At 66.2% G+C, this 21238-nt stretch carries 22 protein-coding genes; 17 read left to right on the forward strand and 5 right to left on the reverse strand.

Annotated elements, in window-relative coordinates; genetic code table 11:
- Positions 1-365 precede the first annotated feature (365 nt).
- The 4 genes from DCM79_RS29170 to DCM79_RS29185 all read left to right on the forward strand — a co-directional run bounded on the left by DCM79_RS29170 (position 366) and on the right by DCM79_RS29185 (position 3733).
- Positions 366-2276 (forward strand): PAS domain-containing sensor histidine kinase, encoded by a 1911-nt coding sequence (locus DCM79_RS29170; RefSeq protein WP_257177515.1) that lies wholly within the window; start codon positions 366-368, stop codon positions 2274-2276.
- The gene (locus DCM79_RS29175; RefSeq protein ID WP_257177516.1) at positions 2269-2973 is read left to right on the forward strand and encodes a peptidoglycan-binding domain-containing protein; all 705 of its coding nucleotides are present in this window, start codon (positions 2269-2271) and stop codon (positions 2971-2973) included. The genes DCM79_RS29170 and DCM79_RS29175 overlap by 8 nt, the downstream gene beginning before the upstream one ends.
- Positions 2974-3119: 146 nt before the next feature.
- Positions 3120-3335, forward strand: a complete 216-nt coding sequence (locus DCM79_RS29180) for a hypothetical protein (RefSeq protein WP_257177517.1) — start codon at positions 3120-3122, stop codon at positions 3333-3335.
- Positions 3336-3388: 53 nt separating this feature from the next.
- Positions 3389-3733, forward strand: a complete 345-nt coding sequence (locus DCM79_RS29185; RefSeq protein WP_257177518.1) for a DUF1491 family protein — start codon at positions 3389-3391, stop codon at positions 3731-3733.
- Positions 3734-3885: 152 nt separating this feature from the next.
- Here DCM79_RS29185 and DCM79_RS29190 read toward each other — a convergent pair whose 3' ends face one another.
- Positions 3886-4863, reverse strand: a complete 978-nt coding sequence (locus DCM79_RS29190) for a DUF2336 domain-containing protein (protein ID WP_257177519.1) — start codon at positions 4861-4863, stop codon at positions 3886-3888.
- Positions 4864-5117: 254 nt separating this feature from the next.
- Here DCM79_RS29190 and DCM79_RS29195 point away from each other — a divergent pair, with 254 nt between their 5' ends.
- The 12 genes from DCM79_RS29195 to DCM79_RS29250 all read left to right on the forward strand — a co-directional run bounded on the left by DCM79_RS29195 (position 5118) and on the right by DCM79_RS29250 (position 18100).
- Positions 5118-5306, forward strand: coding sequence for a hypothetical protein (locus DCM79_RS29195; RefSeq protein WP_028135396.1), 189 nt, complete (start codon positions 5118-5120; stop codon positions 5304-5306).
- A 16-nt stretch (positions 5307-5322) separates the two neighbouring features.
- Complete coding sequence (locus tag DCM79_RS29200; protein WP_257177520.1) at positions 5323-6084, forward strand: hypothetical protein; 762 nt, start codon at positions 5323-5325, stop codon at positions 6082-6084.
- A 358-nt stretch (positions 6085-6442) separates the two neighbouring features.
- A complete protein-coding gene (locus DCM79_RS29205; protein ID WP_257177521.1) occupies positions 6443-9709 on the forward strand; it encodes a CHAT domain-containing protein in 3267 nt (1088 codons plus the stop codon).
- A gap of 57 nt (positions 9710-9766) precedes the next feature.
- Positions 9767-10183: a hypothetical protein gene (locus DCM79_RS29210; RefSeq protein ID WP_306556656.1), complete on the forward strand. Its 417-nt coding sequence runs from the start codon at positions 9767-9769 to the stop codon at positions 10181-10183.
- Positions 10180-10377 carry a hypothetical protein gene (locus tag DCM79_RS29215; protein WP_257177523.1) on the forward strand — a complete coding sequence of 66 codons (198 nt, stop codon included), beginning with the start codon at positions 10180-10182 and terminating at the stop codon, positions 10375-10377. The genes DCM79_RS29210 and DCM79_RS29215 overlap by 4 nt, the downstream gene beginning before the upstream one ends.
- A 2-nt stretch (positions 10378-10379) precedes the next feature.
- Positions 10380-11144 carry a hypothetical protein gene (locus DCM79_RS29220; RefSeq protein ID WP_257177524.1) on the forward strand — a complete coding sequence of 255 codons (765 nt, stop codon included), beginning with the start codon at positions 10380-10382 and terminating at the stop codon, positions 11142-11144.
- A 142-nt stretch (positions 11145-11286) separates the two neighbouring features.
- Entirely contained in the window at positions 11287-11649 is a 363-nt protein-coding gene (locus DCM79_RS29225) for a hypothetical protein (protein WP_257177525.1), read from the forward strand.
- A gap of 102 nt (positions 11650-11751) precedes the next feature.
- Entirely contained in the window at positions 11752-12144 is a 393-nt protein-coding gene (locus DCM79_RS29230; RefSeq protein ID WP_257177526.1) for a FixH family protein, read from the forward strand.
- 79 nt (positions 12145-12223) lie between these two features.
- The gene (locus DCM79_RS29235; protein ID WP_257177527.1) at positions 12224-13645 is read left to right on the forward strand and encodes an efflux RND transporter periplasmic adaptor subunit; all 1422 of its coding nucleotides are present in this window, start codon (positions 12224-12226) and stop codon (positions 13643-13645) included.
- Positions 13642-16827, forward strand: a complete 3186-nt coding sequence (locus DCM79_RS29240) for an efflux RND transporter permease subunit (protein WP_257177528.1) — start codon at positions 13642-13644, stop codon at positions 16825-16827. The genes DCM79_RS29235 and DCM79_RS29240 overlap by 4 nt, the downstream gene beginning before the upstream one ends.
- A gap of 108 nt (positions 16828-16935) precedes the next feature.
- On the forward strand, positions 16936-17547 hold the full coding sequence (locus DCM79_RS29245) for a class I SAM-dependent methyltransferase (RefSeq protein WP_257180874.1): 612 nt from the start codon (positions 16936-16938) through the stop codon (positions 17545-17547).
- 73 nt (positions 17548-17620) lie between these two features.
- A complete protein-coding gene (locus tag DCM79_RS29250) occupies positions 17621-18100 on the forward strand; it encodes a DUF411 domain-containing protein (RefSeq protein WP_257177529.1) in 480 nt (159 codons plus the stop codon).
- A gap of 170 nt (positions 18101-18270) precedes the next feature.
- On the opposite strand, the gene DCM79_RS29255 is transcribed toward DCM79_RS29250, so the two are convergent.
- The 4 genes from DCM79_RS29255 to DCM79_RS29270 form a co-directional block, all read right to left on the reverse strand.
- Positions 18271-18678, reverse strand: a complete 408-nt coding sequence (locus tag DCM79_RS29255) for a GFA family protein (protein ID WP_257177530.1) — start codon at positions 18676-18678, stop codon at positions 18271-18273.
- A 163-nt stretch (positions 18679-18841) separates the two neighbouring features.
- Positions 18842-19897, reverse strand: a complete 1056-nt coding sequence (gene arsB / locus DCM79_RS29260; RefSeq protein WP_257180876.1) for an ACR3 family arsenite efflux transporter — start codon at positions 19895-19897, stop codon at positions 18842-18844.
- Positions 19898-19899: 2 nt separating this feature from the next.
- The gene (locus DCM79_RS29265; protein WP_257177531.1) at positions 19900-20427 is read right to left on the reverse strand and encodes an arsenate reductase ArsC; all 528 of its coding nucleotides are present in this window, start codon (positions 20425-20427) and stop codon (positions 19900-19902) included.
- On the reverse strand, positions 20420-20782 hold the full coding sequence (locus DCM79_RS29270) for a helix-turn-helix transcriptional regulator (protein WP_257177532.1): 363 nt from the start codon (positions 20780-20782) through the stop codon (positions 20420-20422). The genes DCM79_RS29265 and DCM79_RS29270 overlap by 8 nt, the downstream gene beginning before the upstream one ends.
- Before the next feature lie 124 nt (positions 20783-20906).
- Between DCM79_RS29270 and DCM79_RS29275 the strand changes: the two genes are divergently transcribed.
- A complete protein-coding gene (locus DCM79_RS29275) occupies positions 20907-21224 on the forward strand; it encodes a helix-turn-helix transcriptional regulator (RefSeq protein WP_257180877.1) in 318 nt (105 codons plus the stop codon).
- Positions 21225-21238: the final 14 nt, after the last annotated feature.

Genomic DNA, 21238 nt, shown 5'->3' on the forward strand with positions numbered 1-21238 from the left:
CGCGTTCCGACCTAGCAACTCTCGATAAATCGCAAGTCATTGCCTTGAGCTTAATTCGCGGAGAATTGGCGCAAAATTCTTCGGGATCGACGGCGTCGTAAATTTTCGATTGACGCCGCCGCCCGTGATCCTGCCGGCAGGCATATCCACCAATTCGAAACCATCAGCGGGAAGATGAAACCCTGTGTTCACCATCCGCAGCGAAGACGTCGTCAAATCGTCTAAAAAGCCGCGCGATGTCCCGGCGTCCGGTCGGGCGTCCTGCCGCCTTAGCACTCGTTTAAGGTCGCTCTGACACGGTGGCTCAACGACAAGGAGGCGTTCCGGCGCGTCTTCTACGACGATTGAGCCGAAGCGCGAGACCCGTGACAGTTTTGAGTATCATCCGCGATTGTCTCGATGCATTGCTGCATCCCTCCGCGCGTTCCGATGCGCTGATGCGAGCGCGCCATCGTGCCTTCATGGCGCCGCGGCTGCTCGGCAGCCTGGGCGCCTTCGCCGCATTCCCGATCTATCTCGCCATGCGGGGCGCGCCGAGCGCGGTCGAGGTCGCCGCTTTCGCATGGCTGATCGCGCCGATCCTGTTGTCCTGGTTCCTGTCGCGCACCGGACGCTATGAAGGCGCGCATGTGCTGTCGTCGCTGGCGCTCGCCGGCCTGATCATGGCGGTCGCGGGCAGCACCGGCGGCATCGAATCGTTCGCCGCGGTCTGGCTGGTCGTGGTTCCGCTCGAAGCCGCGCTATCGGCCTCGCGCCGTGTCGCCGCCTTCGCCTCATTGCTCGCGCTGTCCTGCGCGGGCCTCCTGATCCTGCTCGGTCAGCTCGGCTGGCTGCCCTCCGCGGACATCAGCGCCGCGGAACGCGGCGCGCTGATGGCCTGCGGCGTCGTCTCGGCGACGCTCTATGCCGCGGGCCTTGCCTTCGGCGCGCAATCGCTGGCACGCACCAGCGTGGCGCTGCTCTCGCGCGAAGAGGAGCGCTATCGCCTGCTCGCCCGCAACATGAGCGATGTGATCTCGCGGCATCAGCGCAACGGCGCGGTGCAGTTCATCTCGCCCGCGGCGGAGGCCATGCTCGGCCTGCCGGTGGCGCAATTGCTCGGTCACGGCCTGTTCGATCGCGTCCACGTCGCCGACCGCCCGGCCTATCTCACCGCGCTGTCGGATGCGGCGCGCGGTGAGGTGCGCAGCGTCGAGTTCCGGCTGCGGCGCGAGGCTGATGGTGCGGAGCGCGGTCAGGTCGATTTTCTCTGGGTCCAGATGCGCTGCCGCCCGCTCGACCAGGACATGGGCCACAATTCGGATCGAGACGTCGCGCGTGAGGCCGAGGTCGTCGCCGTGATGCGCGACATCACCGACCACAAGCTGTCCGAGCAGGCGCTCGAGCAGGCGCGCAGCGCCGCCGAGGCGGCCGACGCCGCCAAGACGCGCTTCCTCGCCACCATGAGTCACGAGCTGCGGACGCCGCTGAACGCCATCATCGGATTCTCGGAGATGATCGCGCAGGAGCAGGCCCTGATGCTGGGCGCGGCCCAGCGCCGGGAATATGCCCAGCTCATCAACGATTCCGGCCAGCATCTCTTGTCGGTCGTCAACGGCATCCTGGACATGTCGAAGATGGAATCGGGCAATTTCGAGATCGCGTCCGAGCCGTTCGCGCCGCGCGCCTCGCTCTTGCATTGCTGCAATCTGTTGGCGCTGAAGGCGCGGGAGAACGGCATCGACCTCATCACCGACGCGCCGCACGACCTGCCTGTCATGACCGGCGATCCCAGGGCCTTCAAGCAGATCGTGCTCAATCTCGTCGCCAACGCCATCAAGTTCACCGAGCGCGGCGGTCAGGTTTCCGTCTCCGCCGCGGTGACCGGCTCGCAGCTGATGCTGCGCATCAACGACACCGGCGTCGGCATCGCGCCGGACGATCTCCAGCGCATCGGCGCGCCGTTCTTCCAGGCGGGCAAGACCTATCAGCGCCGTCACGAAGGCACCGGCCTTGGACTTTCGATCGTCAAGAGCCTCGTGGCGTTGCATCTCGGCGAATTGACGGTACAAAGCAGGTTGGGAGAGGGCACCGCCGTCACCGTCAAGCTGCCGCTCGTCTACACGCCGCCGCAAGCCAGGCCGGCCGAGAGCAAGATCGCGACGCTGACGCCGGCGCTGCGCCAAGAATTTCAAGGACAAGAATTCCAAGGACAGGAACTTCAAGGTCAGGAGCTTCAAGACCAAGCTCGCGACCAGTCTCAGGACCAACCCGCTCTGGTGAAGAAAAGTGCCTAAGAAGTCTGCCAAGGACGAAGCCGCTCCGCGCCGCCGCGGTGCCAAGGTCGCGACGGTCGATGTCGAGACCGAGCGCAACCTCGTGATGCGCGTGCTGCTGCACAGCCCCAAGGACACGCTGGCCGGTCTCGTCGCGGTCGCGGCGGTCGGCGCGATCGTTGCCAATGCGCTGTTCCTGCAGACCGGCCGGCACCCGGCGCCGATGTTCGGCACCGTGATCAATCTGCCCGCGCCGTCATCGATGCAGCTGTCGAATCCCTTGCCGCGTCCGCGTCCCGTCGGCGCCGATAGCTCGCCGCTCGAGCCGCGCGCGACCGAGTTCCGCGCCGAGCCCAAACCCGCCGAGCGCGCCGCCGAGAAGGCGCCGGAGAAGCCCGTCGAGGCGACCGCATCGACGCGCGCGAACGATCCCATGACCAATCTGGTCAAGCAGACGACCTCGACCCCGCCGTCCGCCATGCGCCCGCCGGCCCCCATTCCCGTGCCGCAGAGCCCGGCGACACGGCGTATCGCCGGGGTGCAGCGCGCGCTGTCCGAATACGGCTACGGCAATCTGAAGATCACGGGCACGATGAACGGCGAGACCCAGTCCGCGATCCAGAAGTTCGAGCGCGAGCACAAGATGCAGGTCACCGGCCAGCTCTCCGATCGGCTGCTGCGCGAGCTCGGTGCCGCGATCGGCCATCCCGTCGAATAAGCGCATCCCCGCTGTCATTGACGCCGATCAACTTGCGGCATCGCCGCGAGGCTGCGTTCCGCTTGGGGCGATTTGCTTGGGATCAATGACAGCCGCCAGCCTTTGCGATCATGATCGCCCATCTTCAACGAGGAAGAGAGGGTGCCATGTTCAAGGTCTCCGTTCTGGTCTGGATCATGCTAGGTACGGTGCTGGCGGGCGTCAGCCTGATCGTCGTGCTGATGGTGCCGAGCTTCGCCGCCGATTCCATCAGAAACATCCCCTATGCGGTCGCCGTCGGCTTTGCGCTTGCCATGCCGCTGTCATATCTCGTCGCGCGCCAGATCAATGGCGGGCAAGGGCAAGGCATCGGCAAGGCGTGACAATCGGACGCTGACACTGGCGGCGCGCGCCACGCCGGCCTATCGTTCGACTCATGCGTTTGAAATCCAACATATGGGTCGCCGCCTATCTGCGCCGGTGCCAGACCGAAGGCGTGTTCGGCGCGGTGCGCCGTCGCGGTGCCGAGGAGGCGGGCGCGGTGTTCGTCAAGGTGTCGCTGCTCAACGGCCATGCGATGCTGTACGCGCCGGCCCCGCAGACCTCCTACAACGACGGCCGCCCCGTCGATCGCTTCTTCGTGCCGGTGGCGCCGCAACCTCTGCCGGAGCACACCATCGAGGAGCGGCTGACCAGGGAAATCCGCTTCGATCCGGACGCCTGGATCGTCGAGACCGAGGATCGCGCCGGACGGCATTTTCTGGAGCTGGCGAAGACGTAACCACCGCCGTCATTGCGAGGAGCGAAGCGACGAAGCAATCCAGAATTTCTCTGCGAAGGGATTCTGGATTGCTTCGCTGCGCTCGCAATGACGGAGCTTGCAGAGGTGTCGCGCCCAACGCTCCATCCGGGCTGCGGGCTCAACCGTCCGCGCTACCGCTCCGACGATCCATCGGTGCCGGTGCGGCGCGCCGGCACCGCACCCGGCTGCACGCCGGGCCGCGCCTGGCTCGCGCCGGCGCGGGCGCGCTGGCGTTCGCCGTCGTGCAGTGACGGCTGGTACTTGGCGCGGGTGACGGCGAGCGTGGAGCCGCGCCAGGCCGCCAGCATCACCAGCGCCGAGCGGTCGCTGAGGCGGTCGTAGAGCCGCGCCAGCCGGTACACCTCGTTCACGGAATTGCCGATCGCCGGCTTGAAGAACAGCAGGATGCGCTGGAAGCTCGGGCTCGGCATGTCGAGCGCGCGCGCCGCGACCGCGAGGGCTTCGCCGCCGGCATCGTCGACGATCTGGGCTGCGACACGTGAGGGCAGGATTAGGCTGTCGCCGAGCTCCAGGGCGAAGCTCTCGACGTCGCCCGCGATGGCCGCCATCTCCAGGATCTGGATGGCGCGCTTGGCACGCACGGTCGGAATTCGCGGTGCGGCCTTCAGCGGGGTCTGCGCCAGATTGTGCAGGATCAGCGCGCGCTCGGATGGGCCGGCGCCGAAGAACATGTCGTGGATCTCGGCAGCGTCCTTCGGCTGCATTGCCATGCTGGCGGCCATGCGCCGTTCGGCGTCGCTCGGCGTGCGGGCTGGGGTGGGAGGCGGCGCGGGCGCCGGGATCTCGCGGGCGAGCGGAACCCTGCGGCCTTCCTGGGCCGCGACCAGCCCGAGCTTCTGCAGCACCGGCACGGGAGTCAGCGGATAGATCGCGAGCTTGGCCTTGACGGCCGCGCGCGTCGCATCGTCGACCTGGTCGATCAGCCGCGTCGCAAGCTCGGTAAATTGACGCTGCTCGTCCTCGCTGTGGATGCGGGTCTGGACATAGAGGTCGGTCAGCACGCGCAGCAGCGTCGGCCGAACATCGACGCCTTCGCGGCGGGAGAGGGACATCAGCCCGTCGAATCCGGGAAACAGCGACTTGGTCATGGAGAGATACGCGACCTGGAAAATATACTGGTCGCCAGCCTAGCGCAGGCTCCTTTAAAGGCTCGTTAAGGAAAACGAGGCGTGAAGGCCGCCGCTGGCTTTGGAGCGATCCCGTGCCTGAACGGGACGCCGCGGCCGGCCCGTGCGGTTACGGTCGCCGGGCCGCGTTTACACCCCGTTAACCATGAGCTGATCTTAATGAATCGCATGTTGCAGGGGCGCGTTCGGTCGCGCGGCAATTGAAGAGAGCTGACATGGGGACCATCATTGAATTTCCGGCCGGTCGCCGGGTGGGCTCGTCGGGCGATGTCGCTCCGCGCGCGGACATGGGAACGATCCTGATCCTTCCCGCCATCCGGATCGAGCGCGAGGCGGATGAAACCAGCGGCGACCGCGGCCCAGAGCAGGGCACAGCGCCGGGGCGTCGTCGTCGCCGTCGCTGACATCCGGCTTCAGGCAATGCCGGACACCATCCGCCAGATCCGGCCCGTCAGATCGGCCGTCCTGCTCCTGTTGCTCGCCGCCACGCTCGGCGCGTGCAGCGGCGGCGATTTCGGCCGCACCCGCGAGAGCATGCGCAGCGACGACATGCATCGCTGGCTGGGCGCGGAGGTCACGTCCAGCGTCGGCCTGAAGCCTTCGCAATTCCAGCTCACCGACGAGGAGCGCCAGCTGCGCGACCTCGCCTATCCCATGATCGAGCCGCCGCTGTCGCGCCCGGCATGGAAGAGCGTGTTCGGCGACTACAAGGCGTTGCCCTCGCCCTGGCGGCAGAAGGTCGTGTTCGACCGCACCATGTACGGACGCACGCTGATCGACGAGCCGCACCGCTCGCATTCCTCGCGCTACGCGCTGCTGATCGAGGACGTGCGCAACGACATCACCCGCTTCGAGCCGTTCTTCGCCTCCGCGATCCGCGTCATCGACCTCGACAGGAAGCGCGATGCCAGCATGGCCCGCGTCTCCGCGCTTTCGCCGCGGGAGAGGGACGATGCGGTCGCGCGCATGCAGGAGAACTCGCTGATCGTGCAGTGGGTGCAGCAATGCCTGGAGCAGCGCGTCTCGTCCTACCGCTGGGCGTTGGAGCGCCTGGTGATCCAGGCCCCCGACGGCATGGCTGCCGACGCCGACCGCCTGATCGGCGAGCTCGCCGCCCAGACCGCCAACCCGCCGGTCCAGGCGCAGCCGCCCTACGGCCGCGCAGTCATCTCGAAGGGCTGAGCGCGCGGGCCGGCCGCCCGTCGACGCGGCGATCGTGCGACGCGGCTTGTCGGCGCGAACCGGGCCGGACCTGGCGATCCTCCATTCCTGGCCCCCGGACGGGCCGTTGAAGCCCTGTTGAGCGCGTTCGGGAACCGCATTGATAATGCTTGTCCTTCCCGGCCGGCCGGATAGGATTGTCCCGTTTCTTCAAAGTCATTTTACCCGAAGGTCCTTCGAGATGAGCTTAGACGCCGCGCGTCCTTTCAAGAGCCGTCTGGATGTTTCCCCGCGCCACCTGCTGGCACTTGCCATTCTGCTCGGATCGGCCGGCTCCGCCGCCGCGTTGAGCAGGGAGGCAGCGCTGGAGAATTGCCGCATGAGCGTCGGCAAGCCGATCGTGCAGGCCTGCATGCGCGCAGGCGGAGGCGCCAATCTCGAAGCCTGCCGCGCCAAGGCATCGCCTCAGGTCAGAGCCTGTGCGATGGCGGCGCTGAATACCGCCAATGGCCGCGCCAACGTCGCGGTCGAGCTTCCCAAGGAAGCAGCACCCAAGCTCGAACTCGGTGCGGCGCTGCCGAAGGATTTCGTCGCGCCGCCCCGCAGCATCGCCGACATCACTGCCGTCCTCGACGGCGACAGGCCCGACGAGAAGACGATCGCGGAGTTGCAGTCGGACGCCGACGCCGTACCGACTGGGAAAGAGTCGCGGGCTGATCTGGCCCAGCTCTATTTCGACCGCGCCAATGCACGTGCCCAGCTCGGCCGGCTCGCCGAAGCGATGACCGACGCCGACAAGGCCGTGGAAGTCGGGCGCGGCGCCGTCGGCCCGAACGCGCTGGGGCGGATGCTGCAGCTGCAGTCCTTGCAGCACTCGCTTGCAGGCGATCCGAAACGTGCGCTCGAGATCATGCAAAGGCTGTTGCGTGAATCGGCCAGCATGCCGGGCGCCAAGGGATTGCAGTTCGTGACGAACCGCGGGATTGCGGCCGTCCTCATCCAGATGGGCGACATCGCGCAGGCTGAAGCCTATCTCCGCCGCAGCCAGACCGTGATCCAGGAGGCTCGCACCAGCGGCCATCCCAACTGGCGATCGGCTTATGCCAAGTTCGGCCAGAGCTGGGAAGGCGAGACGGAGCTCACGCGCGCCTTGATCTTCGAGGCGCGCGGGCAGTTTGCCGACGCCGAGGCGGCCTATCGCAATGCCGAGCTGCGCAAGCGCGCGAGCACGAAGGCGATCCTGGCAGCGGACAATGCGCCTGCGGAAACCGTTTTGCTCCAGGCGATCGACGGCACCGTGCTGAGCCAGGCCCGCATGAAGGCCAAGCAAGGCCGCCTCGCCGAGGCCGAGGTGGATGCGCGTCGCGCGCTGCTCTCGCGCCTGAAGGACACCGGCAAGTACAACTCGGTTACGCCACGCTTCGTCATGGGCCTGGCGGGCATACTGGTCGACCAGGGTCGCTACGAAGAGGCTGAGAAGCTGGGCCGCGTCGCGCTCGAGATCAACAACAAGGTCGGCGTGCCCGAGCAATCGCAAGCGACGGTGCAATTGCTGTCGCAGCTCGCCGGCATTCTGACGCTCCGCCGCCAGAATGCCGAAGCGGGCGAGATGTTTGCGCGGATCGACAAGGCGGTCGCCGGCTGGGAGCCCCAGCGTCGCCAGGTGTTCGAGCTCAATCCCTCCCGCATCCTGTCGCTCTACGGTTCCGGACAGTTGGACGCGGGCATCGCGGCCGCCGAGCAGCTCCTGAAGAAGCAGATCGCCCGGGTCGGGGAAAATCACTTCGATGCCGCGTCGGCTCGCGGCACGCTGGCCGTCGGCCTGATGCGTGCCAAGCGCGATGCCGAGGCGATCCGCGAGTACAAGGCCGCCATTCCGGTGATGATGGCGGGGGCCAACGAGAACGCCGATGATGAGAACACGACGGTGGTCGCGGCGCGCAGCCAGCGGCTGCAGACCATCGTCGAGAGCTACTTGGTGCTGCTTGCAAGGGCCGAAGGGACCGGCAAGGATGTCGGCGAGGAGACGTTCAGCCTCGCCGACGCCATCCGCGGCCGTTCGGTCCAGCAGGCGCTGGCGGCGTCGAGTGCGCGTGCGGCGGCCAAGGATCCCGCGCTCGCCGAACTCGTGCGCAAGGAGCAGGATCTGACCAAGCAGGTCAACGCCCAGCTCGGCACGCTCAACAATGTGCTAGCCCTTCCCTCGGCAGAACGGGACGAGAAGGGCGTCGGGCAGATCCAGGCCTCGATCGCGGCCTTGCGCAGCCAGCGGGACAAGGCGCGCCTGGAGATCAAGCAGAAGTTCCCGATTTATGCCGACCTCGTCTCGCCCAAGCCGCCGAGCGTCGCCGAGATCCGCGCGACGCTGGCCGATGACGAGGCGATGCTGTCGTTCTATTTCGGCCAGAATGGCAGCTTCGTCTGGGCGGTGCCGAAGTCGGGACCGGTTGCGTTCGCCGCCGTCCCTGCCAAGATCGGCGGCATCGAGAGCAAGATCCGCAAGCTACGCGAAGCCCTCGAGCCGCCGGCGGCGATGATCTCGGACATTCCGCCTTTCGACCTCGCGCTCGGCCACGAGCTCTACGAGTTGCTGCTCAAGCCGGTTGAGAGCGGCTGGAAGCCGGCCAAGAACCTGATCGTCGTCACCAATGGCGCGCTCGGACTGCTGCCACTGTCCTTGTTGCCCACGGCACCGGCGCAGGTGGCTGCCGAGGAGGACCCGCTCTTCGTCGGCTATCGCAACGTGCCGTGGCTGGCGCGAACTCATGCCGTGTCGACGGTGCCGTCCGCGGCGGCGTTGCGCACGCTAAGGCAATTGCCGCCGGGCAAGCCCGGCCGCGGCGACCTCGTCGCCTTCGGCGATCCCTATTTCAACGGTGAACAGCAGGCCGAGGCGGACGGCGGCGGGGAGAAGATTCAGGTCGCCGACGCCGGAAGCAATGTCACGCGCGGGGGCCCGCTGAAGCGGCGTAACAGTCCGAAGCTGGACGGCGTCGACAGCGCCGAGCTCGGTCTGCTGCCCCGGCTTCCAGATACCGCGGACGAGCTGAAATCGATTGCGCTGGCGCTGCAGGCCGATCCGTCGAAGGTGCTGTTCCTCGGCAAGGACGCTACCGAGAGCACGGTGAAGACCATGAATCTGTCCGGCTTCAGGATCCTGGCCTTCGCCACCCACGGCCTCGTCCCCGGCGAGCTGAACGGTCTGACGCAGCCGGCGCTCGCTCTCTCGTCGCCGGCTGTGACGGGGGAGAGCGGCGACGGTCTTCTGACCATGGAGGAGATTCTCGGCCTCAAGCTCGATGCGGATTGGGTGATCCTGTCGGCCTGCAACACCGGCGCGGGCGCCGGCGCAGGGGCCGAGGCGGCATCCGGACTCGGGCGCGCGTTCTTCTACGCCGGAACGCGTGCGCTGCTGGTGACGAACTGGTCGGTGCATTCGCAATCGGCGCGGCAATTGGTGACGGATCTGTTCAAGCGGCAGGCCGACGATCCGAAACTGTCGCGCAGCGAGGCGCTGCGCCAGGCGGCGATGGCCCTCGTCGATGGCCCCGGCTATCTCGACAGCGAGGGCAAGACCGAGTTTGCCTATGCGCATCCGCTGTTCTGGGCGCCGTACACGATCATCGGCGATGGCGGCGTGCGGTGATGACAAGGTGAGGGAAGGGGTGAACGGACCATGAAGCGGAATGTCTTGTTGGGGGTAATGGCAGCAGCTTTGTTGCTTTCGGCACCTGCGCGCGCCACGCAATTGATCACGGAGGAGGAAGCCAAGCTGCCGCCGCCGAAGGGAGCGGTCGCAGCCGACCGTCGTGGCATCCTGCGCGGTCCGAAGGTCGAATTCATCTCGCCCGGCGCTGCCGTCAGCTCACCGATGCCGCTGGTGTTGAAGTTCGAGTCGTTCGGCGGGGCAAAGATCGATCCGGAGTCGGTCAAGATGATCTTCCTCCGGACGCCGAACGTGGACCTCACCCCGCGGGTCAAGCCGTTCGTGAAGGCGGACGGCATCAACATCCAGGACGCGGAGCTGCCCCCCGGCGAATACGCCGTGCGTGTCGACATCAAGGACAGCGACGGCCGGTCGGGCACGACCGTCTTCACGCTGAAGGTCGCACCCAAGTGAGCTGCCCTTATTGCTGCGCCGAAACTGCGGAGGGTGCTCTGGTCTGCGGCGACTGCGGGCGCGACATCGCCGTTCCCGCGACGCTGATGGCGGAGCGTGACGATCTCCTGCGCAAGCGCCAGGAGCTGCGCGACGAGCTGAAACGGGCCAGAGACGAGGCCGAGGCCTTCGTGAGGCGGAGGCATTCGCGCTAGCGATGGAGTGTCCGTTTTGCGCCGAGACGATCAAGGACGAGGCCATCGCCTGCAAGCATTGCTCGCGGGACCTGCGCATCGTGCGGCCGATGCTACTCGAGATCGACGACATCGTCGCCGAGCTCGATAAGCTCAGGCGCGATCTCGACCGGGTCAATGTCCGGCTCGAACGGTACAAGAACCCGCTGCGCTATTTCACGACGCATGCGGTTCTCTACGTCGCGATACCGTCCCTTCTTCTGGTGATCGCGCACGTGCTCGTGACCATCACCTTCAACGTGTCGCCGATCCCGCTTCGGATCGCCTCGATCGTCATACCGTTGCTGTTCGGATTCGTGGCCTACCCGCTGCACCGGGTTTCGACCTTGACGGCCCTGGTACTGGCGTTCCTGGCGGCAGCCGTCAGCGTCCTGTCGATGCTGACGGTCACGGGAATTCACGACCACGTTCCGATCCTGCCGGAAGCCTGGATCGAATGGCGCGAAGTGTTCGAGTATGGCGCGAGCATCCTGCTGGCCTTCGTCTCCGGAAACATCCTCAGCGTCGTGATCTTCCAGGTGCTGCCGCGCGTGCTGACCCAGGGCGGCAAGCCGAACGCGTTCGCCTTCCGCGTGGCGCGCCTGCTCGGGCAGCACGTCGGCGAAGAGCAACTGCGCCGCCGCGCCCGCCTGATCCAGGACCTGATGCAGACCGTCGGCCCGCTGGCGGGCGTCGCCGCGACCGGTGTCGGCTCCATCTATGCCGGCTTGAAGGGCCTGCTGGGATAGCCCGGCCTTTAAACCGGGCCAATTTGTCGACCGCCGTAAAGACCCTGCTCACGAATGCTTGATCCGGATCAACGAGCGCCGCCGGCTCCGGGTTATGTTAGAAAAGAGGCGTTGCAGCCCCCGAAAGGCAAGTCGATCATCGATGCGGTTCGTTCGTACCATCCTGGCATTCGCGATCGCCATATCCCTGGCGATGCTGCCGGCTGGCGTGTCCGCATCCGGCCATGCCACGTCGTCGGACATGCAGATGGCCATGCCGATGGGCGGCGACGCCGAGATGGCGATGGACGATTGCTGCCCCGACATGAAGGGAACGCCGGCCCAGACCGTCGACTACAAATGCGGGATGGGCTTCTGCTGCGTCGGCGGGCTTGTTGCGCTCGATGACGTCAGGCCGGTTGCCTTCGCGCATTTCGCCGTGGCGGCGAGCACGATCGCCATCCCTGAGGATCAGGTCGTCTCCGTCCGCGGCGGCAGTCCTCCCTTCCGGCCTCCTCGAATCTGATCTCGCCAAGCCCAGAGACGCGAGCGGCATTGCCTGCGCGCGTCGACGACTGACGTGCGCGCTATGCGCCACGGCGAATGATCAGATCATGAGGACAGGACAATGCTTTCGAAGTTCAGCACAGCGGCTCTCGCCGCCACCCTTTCGCTCGCCGCTTCCGCCGCCATGGCGGGCGCCGGCGACTATGCCTTCGAGCCCGTCAACGCGCAGATGAAGAAGGGCGACGACGTCACGCTCTCGGTTCGCCTGACCAACAAGCAGACCGGCAAGCCCGTGGCGGATGCCGTCATCTTCAAGACCCGTGTCGACATGGCCCCGGACGGGATGGCGGAGATGGTCTCCGATGTCGCGCCGCTGCCCTCGAAGGAGCCGGGCGTCTACGCCTTCAAGACCGACCTGCCGATGGCGGGCCGTTACCAGGTCACGCTGTCCGCCAAGGTGCAGGGCGAGCCCGAGACCGTCACCGGCAAGGTGATCGTCACGGCGACCAAGTGAGCGCGCGGACGCCGTCCGCGGCGTCCGGACTTCCCTGTCCCATTCAGATGGACGCGCGCCCGGCGCGCGATGACACACCATGAAGACGCTGCGTCTCCTGACGGTTCTCGCGCTCAGCGGCGGCCTCGCCCTCGGCGCGACCTGGTTCTTGCACGAGGGGAACTGGTCCGTTCATGCCGAGGCGACCCCGGCTGCGGCCGAGGCGAACCGGTCTCCGCTCTATTACCGCGACCCGAGTGGCGCGCCGCTCTGGTCCGCCGCTCCGAGGAAGGACGACCGCGGCCGCGACTATCTGCCGGTCTACGACGACGATCAGGCTGCCGCGGCGGCCCCGAAGCCGGCGCAGGCGGAATCAACGCGAAAAATCCTCTACTACCGCAATCCCATGGGCCTGCCAGACACCTCGCCGGTGCCGAAGAAGGATCCGATGGGGATGAACTACATCCCCGTCTACGAAGGCGACGAGATCGACGACGGCACGGTGAAGCTCTCGCCGGGCAAGATCCAGCGCACCGGCGTGAAATCCGAGCCCGTCGAACGGCGCGCCATCCGCGTCGCGGTCAAGGCGCCCGGCACGATCCAGCTCGACGAGCGCCGCGTCTCGGTGATCGCGATGCGCGCCGAGAGCTTCGTGCAGAAGGTCGCCGACGTCACCACCGGCACGCGCGTGAAGGCGGGCCAGCCTCTGATGGAAATCTACAGTTCGGCGGTTGCCTCCGCCGCGGCGGAATATCTCTCCACCATCACCTCGAAGACGGTGGGCGGCGTCGAGATGTACGGGCGCGGCTCGCGGCAGCGGCTGGTCAATCTCGACGTGCCCGAGCCTGTCATCGCCGAGATGGAAAAGACGCGCGTCGCGCCCGTCACCGTCCATTGGTCGGCGCCGCGCGACGGCATCGTGCTCGAGCGCAGCGCGATCGAAGGCATGCGCGCCAATCCTGGCGACGTGCTGTTCCGGATCGCGGACATCTCGCAGGTCTGGGCCCTGGTCGACGTCGCCGAGCGCGATCTGGGCAATGTGGCGGTTGGGCAGGGCGTGACGGTGCGCGCGCGCAGCTTTCCCGGCCGCGTCTTCAGCGGCAGGATCGCAGTCGTCTATCCGCAGGTGAACCGCGACACCAGGACGGTTCGCGTCCGGATCGAGCTCGCCAATCCGGATGCGGCGCTGCTGCCCGACATGTACGTCGATGCCGACATCGACACGGCCAATGGCGCACCCGTGCTGGCGATCCAGGACAGCTCGGTGCTCGACACCGGCACGCGCCAGGCCGTCCTCGTCGACAAGGGCGAGGGGCGCTTCGAGCCGCGCGAGGTGAAGCTCGGCCGGCGCGGCGGCGGCTACATCGAGGTGCGGGATGGACTCGGCGAGGGCGAGGCGGTGGTCACATCCGCCAACTTCCTGATCGATGCGGAAAGCAACCTGAAGGCCGCGCTCAAGGGCTTTGCGGAAGCAGCGCCTCAGGCTCCCGAGCCCGGCCATGCGACGGGAGAGCACAAATGATCGCTCGCATCATCGCCTGGTCGGCGCGCAATCTGCTGCTGGTGCTGTTCGGCACCGGCTTTGCCGCTGCCGCCGGTCTCTATGCGCTGATCCATCTGCCGCTGGATGCGATCCCGGACCTCTCGGACACCCAGGTCATCGTCTACACCGAATATCCCGGCCAGGCGCCGCAGGTGATCGAGGACCAGGTCACCTATCCCTTGACCACGGCGATGCTGACCGTGCCGAAATCGAAGGTCGTGCGCGGCTTCTCGTTCTTCGGCGCCTCGTTCGTCTACGTGATCTTCGAGGACGGCACCGACATCTACTGGGCGCGCTCGCGCGTCCTCGAACTCCTGAACGGCGCTGCGTCGCGGCTGCCCGCCGGCGTCAGCCCGACCATCGGTCCCGATGCGACTGGCGTCGGCTGGGTCTACCAATATGCGGTGCTGTCGAAGGAATTGAACCTGGCGGACACCCGCACGATCCAGGATTGGAATCTGAAGTTCGCGCTGGCCAAGGCCGAAGGCGTCGCCGAGGTTGCCAGCATCGGCGGCTTCGTCAAGCAGTACAACGTGGTGCTCGATCCGCAGCGGATGCGCGATCGCGGCATCAGCATGCAGAAGGTCCGTGAAGCCATCCGCGCCAGCAACGCCGATGTCGGCGGCCGCACCGTCGAGCTCGCCGAGTTCGAATACGTCATCCGCGGCAAGGGCTACATCAAGAGCATCAACGATCTCGGCAACATCGTGCTGAAGACGAGCAACGGCACGCCGGTGCTGCTCCGCGACGTCGCCAATGTCGAGCTCGGACCGGACGAGCGCAGGGGCATCACCGAGCTGAACGGCGAGGGCGAGGTCGCAAGCGGCATCGTGCTGCAGCGCTTCGGCGTCAACGCCCTCGACGTCATCGAGAACGTCAAGAGGCGCTTCAAGGAGATCGCGAGCAGCCTGCCGAAATCGGTCGAGATCGTCCCGGTCTACGATCGCTCCGGCCTGATCTACGCGGCCATCGACACGCTCAAGGACACCCTGTTCGAGGAGAGCATCGTCGTCGCGCTGGTCTGCATCGTGTTCCTGCTGCACGTCCGCAGCGCGCTGGTCGCGATCGTGATGCTGCCGGTCGGCGTGCTGATGGCGTTCGGCGCCATGAAGCTGCTCGGCCTCGGCTCGAACATCATGAGCCTCGGCGGCATCGCGATCGCGATCGGTGCCATGGTGGATGCCGCGATCGTCATGATCGAGAACGCCCACAAGCATCTCGAACGCGCCAGGCCCGATCAGTCTCGCGTGCAGATCCTGATCGAGGCCGCGTCCGAGGTCGGGCCCGCGCTGTTCTTCAGCCTGCTGATCATCACCGTGTCGTTCATGCCGATCTTCACGCTGGAATCGCAGGAGGGGCGGCTGTTCAGCCCGCTCGCCTTCACCAAGACGTTCGCGATGGCGGCTGCGGCCCTCCTGTCCGTCACCCTGGTGCCGGCGCTGATGGTGATCTTCGTCCGCGGCCGGATCGTGCCGGAGAGCCGGAATTTCATCAACCGCTTCCTGATCTGGATCTATCGGCCCGTGATCAAGGGCGTGCTCCGCGCCAGGACGCTGGTGATCCTGGCCTCGCTCGTCGTGCTGGCCGTCACGATCTGGCCGGCAGGCCGGCTCGGCACCGAGTTCATGCCGACGCTGAACGAGGGCACGCTGCTCTACATGCCGACGACGCTGCCCGGCATCTCCGTCACCAAGGCGGCCGAGCTGATGCAGATCCAGGATCGCATCATCAAGTCGTTCCCCGAGGTCGCCTCCGTCTACGGCAAGGCGGGGCGGGCGGCGACCGCGACCGATCCGGCGCCGACCGAGATGTTCGAGACCATCGTCAACCTAAAGCCTAGGGAGCAATGGCGCCCTGGCGTCACCATCGACAGCCTGATCGCGGAGATGGACAAGGCGCTGCAATTCCCGGGCGTCTCCAACGCCTGGACCATGCCGATCAAGGCCCGCATCGACATGCTGTCGACCGGCATCCGCACGCCCGTCGGCGTCAAGGTCATGGGCACCGATCTCGTCGAGATCGACCGGCTGGCGCGGCAGGTCGAGCGGGTGATCAAGACCGTGCCGGGCACGTCCTCGGCCTATGCCGAGCGCGGCATCGGCGGCTATTATCTCGAGATCGTCCCCGACCGCGAGGCGCTCGCCCGCTACGGCATCCTGATCCAGGACGTGCAGGACACCATCGCCGCCGCGCTCGGCGGCCAGACAGTGACGACCACCGTGGAGGGCCGCCAGCGCTTCACCGTGAACATGCGCTATCCGCGCGACCTGCGCGACAATCCCAAGGCCATCGCCAGCGACATCCTGGTGCCGATGCCGGCAGGCGGCGCCGTGCCGCTCGGCGAGGTCGCCAAGGTCGAGCCGGCGCGCGGGCCGACCTCGATCCGGACCGAGAACGGCCAGCTCGCGACCTACATCTACGTCGACATCCGCGATCGCGACATCGGCAGCTACGTCGCGGACGCGCAACGCGCGGTGACGGAGAGCATCCAGTTTCCCGCCGGCACTTATGTGGTCTGGAGCGGCCAGTACGAATATCTCCAGCGCGCGGCGGCGCGCCTCAAGATCGTCGTGCCGGTGACGCTGACGATCATCTTCCTGTTGCTGTACCTGAACTTCAAGGCGTTGACCGAGACCCTGATCGTGATGCTGTCGTTGCCGTTCGCGCTGGTTGGCGGCATCTGGATGATGTGGTGGTTCGGCTTCAACCTGTCGGTCGCGGTCGCCGTGGGCTTCATCGCGCTCGCGGGCGTTGCCGCCGAGACCGGCGTCGTGATGCTGATCTACCTCGATCACGCCCTGGCCGAGACGAAGGGGAGGCGCGACGCCGAGGGCAGGGTCTTCACCCGGGCCGATCTCCACGACGCCATCATGGTGGGCGCGGTCGAGCGCGTCCGGCCCAAGATGATGACCGTGGTCGCCATCATGGCGGGCCTGCTGCCGATCATGTGGAGCACTGGAGCCGGATCGGAGATCATGCAGCGCATCGCGCTGCCGATGATCGGCGGGATGATCTCATCGACCCTGCTGACGCTGATCGTGATCCCCGCGATCTTCGGCCTGGTCAAGGGCTTCCACCTGCCGCCCGAGGCCCAGGGACAACCGACCGAAATGACAAAGCCGATCAGTCCGGGATTGCGGGTGCTGCAGTCTGCCGAATGAGGTCAGTCATGTCGAACCGCTGTCAGGAATGGCGGGGCGATGGAATTGATCGCCGCATTGGCCGTCACCGCGCTAATATTGGAAACGGCGATGCCAGGAGATGCGCGCATGGGCTTCTACAACGACGTCATTCTGCCGCGGCTTTGCGACCTTGCGATGCGGAACAAGAAACTTGCGCCCTACCGGCAACGCGCGGCCCGCGCGGCCCAGGGCCGGGTCCTCGAGATCGGCGTCGGGTCCGGCCGCAACCTGCCGTTCTACGGAGCTACGGTGACGCAGCTTGTGGGTCTCGAGCCCGCTCCAAGGCTTCTCGAGATGGCGCGACACGCGCCGCATCTGGAGACTCCGGTCGATCTCGTCGAAGCTTCGGCCGAGGCTATGCCGACCGAGAACCGCAGCATCGACACGGTCCTGACGACCTGGACCATGTGCAGCATTCCGGACGTCGATCGCGCGATGACGGAGGCCCGCCGTGTGCTGAAACCGGGCGGGAAGCTGATCTTCGTCGAGCATGGCCGCGCGCCCGAACCGAACGTGCGCTGGTGGCAAGATCGCCTGACCCCCGCATGGACGCGCATCTCGGGCGGTTGTCATCTCAACCGGGACATCGCTGACATCTTGACTCGCAACGGCTTTCGCATCGACGAGATGCGCACCGGCTATATGAACGGGCTGAAGCCCATGACGTTTATGTACGAGGGCGAGGCGAGCCCCCGTTGATGCCTGAGACGCTCCGGCCTCGAGATCCAGCGATGAAGAAAGGAATCCGAAGATGAGGGAACGCGGACATGTGATGACCCGTCGGTCACTTGCAGGGCTGATGGCGGCGGCAGTGGCGGCAGTGGCGGCAGTGCTGGTCAGGCCTGCCGTTGCGGCGCAGGCCCAAGACGCCACCATCACGGTGCATAGGGATCCGAGCTGCGGCTGTTGCGCGGGCTGGGTGCAGCACCTCCGGGACGCAGGATTTGTCGTCCAAGTGGAGGAGACCGCCGATCTCGACGTAGTTCGGAATCGTCTCGGCATCCCCTCGGACCTGGCCGCGTGTCACACGGCGGAGGTCGCAGGTTATCTCATCGAGGGCCATGTGCCGGCCGCAGCCGTGCGGCGCCTCCTCTCGGAGCGCCCCATTGCGAAAGGGCTCGCTGTGCCGGGCATGCCGGTCGGATCGCCCGGGATGGAAGGCGGCAAGCCGGAGCCCTACACGGTCGTGCTGTTCGGTGCCGATGGTCAAAGGCCATTCATGCGCTTTGTCGGCTCGCAGGTGATCGGTTGAGCTGGATATGGCGAGCTGTGCGGCGGCAGCTTCAACGGGCACTGACGCCGTTGAGCCTCATGCTGAGGAGGCGCGTCAGCGCCGTCTCGAACGACGAGGCGTGCGCGCAGGCGCCGCCACGAGTCATACCTGCCCCTGGATGACGCCGAAGGAGCCGGTGTCATCCTCCGCTATGGCTGCGGCGGATAGCGCTCGAACGTCGGCAGTTCGTGCGCGTGCTCCATCCAGCGCAGGCGTTCGGCGACCTGGATCTGCATGGACGGCGGCACAGCCTCGGGATCGTCGTAGGTCGCGCTCTGGATGTCGATCATTCCGGGCAACAGGCTGGCATTGAAGTAGAACAGGCCGGTGCCGCAATTGCCGCAAAAATGCCGCCGACCGTGTTCCGACGAGCTGTAGATCCTGGGCTCGCCCTTGGTCACCTTGACGGCGTTCTCCGGATACATCGTCCAGCCGACCACCGGAGCGCCGGCGTGGAGCCGGCAATCGCGGCAGTGGCACAGCGCGTGCACGATCGCGTCGCCCTCGACCTCATAACGGATTGCGCCACAGTGACAGCCGCCGGTGATGGTGCTCATGCGTTTCTCCCGATCGAATATTGGCTTTGCCGATCGATAGCTCTCGCGATTTGCGGCATCAACGGCGCAATCGATTTGCGCTTGCGTCCTACTGTCGCGTGACAGCTGCTGCCATCACGCGCTGACCTGGGATTCGTTCTGGAGAATGCGTCGGGCTGACGCCTTACTGGCGGGCTTCCAAAGCCGTGGCAGCGCTGGCGGCGCCCGCTTCATACCAGCCCCGCGTCGCCTTGACGATGCGGACGACGGACAGCATCACGGGCACCTCGACCAGCACGCCGACCACGGTCGCCAGCGCAGCGCCGGAATCCAGGCCGAACAGGCTGATCGCGGCGGCGACCGCCAGCTCGAAGAAATTGCTCGCGCCGATGAGGGCGGCTGGAGCTGCGACACACCAGGCCACGCCAAACCGCCGGCTCAGCCAATACGCCAGGCCCGCATTGAGATAGACCTGGACCAGGATCGGCACGGCGAGGATGGCAATGACGAGCGGCTGGCTGACGATCTGCTCGCCCTGGAAGCCGAACAGCAGCACCAATGTGGCGAGCAGCGCGACCAGCGACAGAGGCTGCAGCGTGCGCATGACGCGGTCGAAGCCGGCAGTGCCGCTTCGCAGCAGCACCTTGCGCCACAGCTGTGCGACGATCACGGGAACCACGATGTAGAGCAGGACGGAGAGCAGCAGCGTGCCCCAGGGCACGCTGATCGAGGCGACACCCAGCAGCAGTCCCACCAGCGGCGCGAACAGGAACACCATGATCACGTCGTTCAGGGCGACCTGGCTCAGCGTGTAGTGAGGCTCGCCCTCGCACAGGTTCGACCACACGAACACCATCGCGGTGCAGGGCGCGGCCGCCAGCAGAATCAGGCCGGCGATGTAGGACGAAATCTGGCCGGCCGGCAGCAGCGGCGCGAAGAGATGGCCGATGAAGAAGGAGCCGAGCAGCGCCATCGAGAACGGCTTCACCGCCCAATTGATGAAGAGGGTGACGCCGACGCCGCGCCAATGTTTCCGCACCTCGCCCAGCGAGCCGAAGTCGATCTTCAGCAGCATCGGCACGATCATGAGCCAGATCAGGACCGCGACCGGCAGGTTGACCTTGGCGACCTCGGCGGCCGCGACCGTGCCGAAGAAACCGGGCATGACGTGCCCCAGCGCGACGCCGACGACGATGCAAAGCGCGACCCACAGCGTGAGGTAGCGTTCGAAGATGCCCATCGTCACGCCACGTCGCCTCTGTTGGACGTCGCGCCGTCGGAGCGGCCGATCTCGCGCAGCCTGGTGCCGAGCGAGAGCTTGTCAATGCTCCGCAGCGGAAGGCTCACGAACGTATCAATCCGGTTCTTCAGATAGCGGAACGCGGTGACGAACGCAGCCTGCTTCTCCAGATCCGTGCCTTCGGCGGCGGCAGGGTCCTCGATGCCCCAGTGCGCTGTCATCGGCTGGCCTGGCCAGATCGGACAGGACTCGCCGGCGGCGTTGTCGCAAACGGTGAAGACGAAATCCATCACCGGCGCATCGGGCGCGGCGAACTCGAGCCAGCTTTTCGAGCGCATGCCGTCGGTCGGGTACTCCAGGGTCTCGAGCGTGCGCAGCGCCAGCGGATGCACCGCGCCCTTTGGCGTGCTTCCGGCGGAGAAGGCCCGAAAGCGGCCGGCGCCGTCCTTGCGGAGGATCGACTCGGCCAGGATGGATCGCGCCGAATTGCCGGTGCATAGAAACAGGACGTTGTAGATCGGGTCAGGCACGGCTTCGCTCCTTCCGTTTCGGCGAGCAGCAGGATTGCAGAGTTTCGACGACGGGATTGCAGACCTCGGGACGTCCGCCGCAGCAATCGCGCAACAGGAACACCGCGATGTCGCGGAATTCGCCGAGATTGGCGCGGTAGACGATCGAGCGGCTGTGCCGCTCGGAGGAGACGAGGCGCGCCCGGCTCAGGATCGCCAGATGCGCGGACAGCGTATTCTGCGGAACCTCGAGCAGGCGGGCGAGATCGCCGGCGGCAAGGCCGTCGGGCTCATGTCTCACCAGCGTCCGGAATGCCTCCAGGCGGGTCGGCTGAGCCAGTGCGGCGAGGGCGAGGACGGCTTCTTCGTTTTCCATATATCCAGATTTATGGAATTATGAGGCCGAGTCAATCTGAATCTCGTCCGTCGCCGCAATCATAATTCGAATATTCTAGAAATATGGTTTGACAGCGCGTGCGAACGAGTGCAGCATGAACGTCATGAAGATCGCCGACGCAGCAGCACGTCTGGAGGCCCTGGGCAATCAAACCCGGCTCCAGATCTACCGGGCCCTGGTCCGGGCCGGGCACGCCGGCATGCCCGTCGGCCGCCTGCAGGAGAAGCTGAAGATTCCGGCATCGACGCTGTCGCATCACATCAAGGCCCTCGTAGCGGTCGGGCTCGTCAGCCAGGTCAGGGAATCGACCACGCTGATCTGCCACGCGAACTTTGACGCGATGCGCGGCCTCCTCGCCTTCCTGGCGGCGGAATGCTGCGCCGACGAAGCCGGCTGCAAGGCAGCGCAAACGGCGGCGTGATCCTTTTGCGATCT

Source organism: Bradyrhizobium sp. WBOS07, from assembly GCF_024585165.1.
GTDB classification, from domain to species: domain Bacteria; phylum Pseudomonadota; class Alphaproteobacteria; order Rhizobiales; family Xanthobacteraceae; genus Bradyrhizobium; species Bradyrhizobium japonicum_B.

What these genes read in the sequence shown, in the direction of transcription:
- DCM79_RS29240 (WP_257177528.1), top strand. Translation starts at nt 13,642, where the DNA reads ATGATCGCTCGCATCATCGCCTGGTCGGCGCGCAATCTGCTGCTGGTG.
- DCM79_RS29255 (WP_257177530.1), bottom strand. Translation starts at nt 18,678, where the DNA reads ATGAGCACCATCACCGGCGGCTGTCACTGTGGCGCAATCCGTTATGAG.
- DCM79_RS29180 (WP_257177517.1), top strand. Translation starts at nt 3,120, where the DNA reads ATGTTCAAGGTCTCCGTTCTGGTCTGGATCATGCTAGGTACGGTGCTG.
- DCM79_RS29205 (WP_257177521.1), top strand. Translation starts at nt 6,443, where the DNA reads ATGAGCGTCGGCAAGCCGATCGTGCAGGCCTGCATGCGCGCAGGCGGA.
- DCM79_RS29185 (WP_257177518.1), top strand. Translation starts at nt 3,389, where the DNA reads ATGCGTTTGAAATCCAACATATGGGTCGCCGCCTATCTGCGCCGGTGC.
- DCM79_RS29270 (WP_257177532.1), bottom strand. Translation starts at nt 20,782, where the DNA reads ATGGAAAACGAAGAAGCCGTCCTCGCCCTCGCCGCACTGGCTCAGCCG.
- DCM79_RS29245 (WP_257180874.1), top strand. Translation starts at nt 16,936, where the DNA reads ATGGGCTTCTACAACGACGTCATTCTGCCGCGGCTTTGCGACCTTGCG.
- DCM79_RS29220 (WP_257177524.1), top strand. Translation starts at nt 10,380, where the DNA reads ATGGAGTGTCCGTTTTGCGCCGAGACGATCAAGGACGAGGCCATCGCC.
- DCM79_RS29195 (WP_028135396.1), top strand. Translation starts at nt 5,118, where the DNA reads ATGGGGACCATCATTGAATTTCCGGCCGGTCGCCGGGTGGGCTCGTCG.
- DCM79_RS29230 (WP_257177526.1), top strand. Translation starts at nt 11,752, where the DNA reads ATGCTTTCGAAGTTCAGCACAGCGGCTCTCGCCGCCACCCTTTCGCTC.
- DCM79_RS29190 (WP_257177519.1), bottom strand. Translation starts at nt 4,863, where the DNA reads ATGACCAAGTCGCTGTTTCCCGGATTCGACGGGCTGATGTCCCTCTCC.
- DCM79_RS29225 (WP_257177525.1), top strand. Translation starts at nt 11,287, where the DNA reads ATGCGGTTCGTTCGTACCATCCTGGCATTCGCGATCGCCATATCCCTG.
- DCM79_RS29275 (WP_257180877.1), top strand. Translation starts at nt 20,907, where the DNA reads ATGAAGATCGCCGACGCAGCAGCACGTCTGGAGGCCCTGGGCAATCAA.
- DCM79_RS29235 (WP_257177527.1), top strand. Translation starts at nt 12,224, where the DNA reads ATGAAGACGCTGCGTCTCCTGACGGTTCTCGCGCTCAGCGGCGGCCTC.
- arsB (WP_257180876.1), bottom strand. Translation starts at nt 19,897, where the DNA reads ATGGGCATCTTCGAACGCTACCTCACGCTGTGGGTCGCGCTTTGCATC.
- DCM79_RS29250 (WP_257177529.1), top strand. Translation starts at nt 17,621, where the DNA reads ATGACCCGTCGGTCACTTGCAGGGCTGATGGCGGCGGCAGTGGCGGCA.
- DCM79_RS29210 (WP_306556656.1), top strand. Translation starts at nt 9,767, where the DNA reads ATGGCAGCAGCTTTGTTGCTTTCGGCACCTGCGCGCGCCACGCAATTG.
- DCM79_RS29200 (WP_257177520.1), top strand. Translation starts at nt 5,323, where the DNA reads ATGCCGGACACCATCCGCCAGATCCGGCCCGTCAGATCGGCCGTCCTG.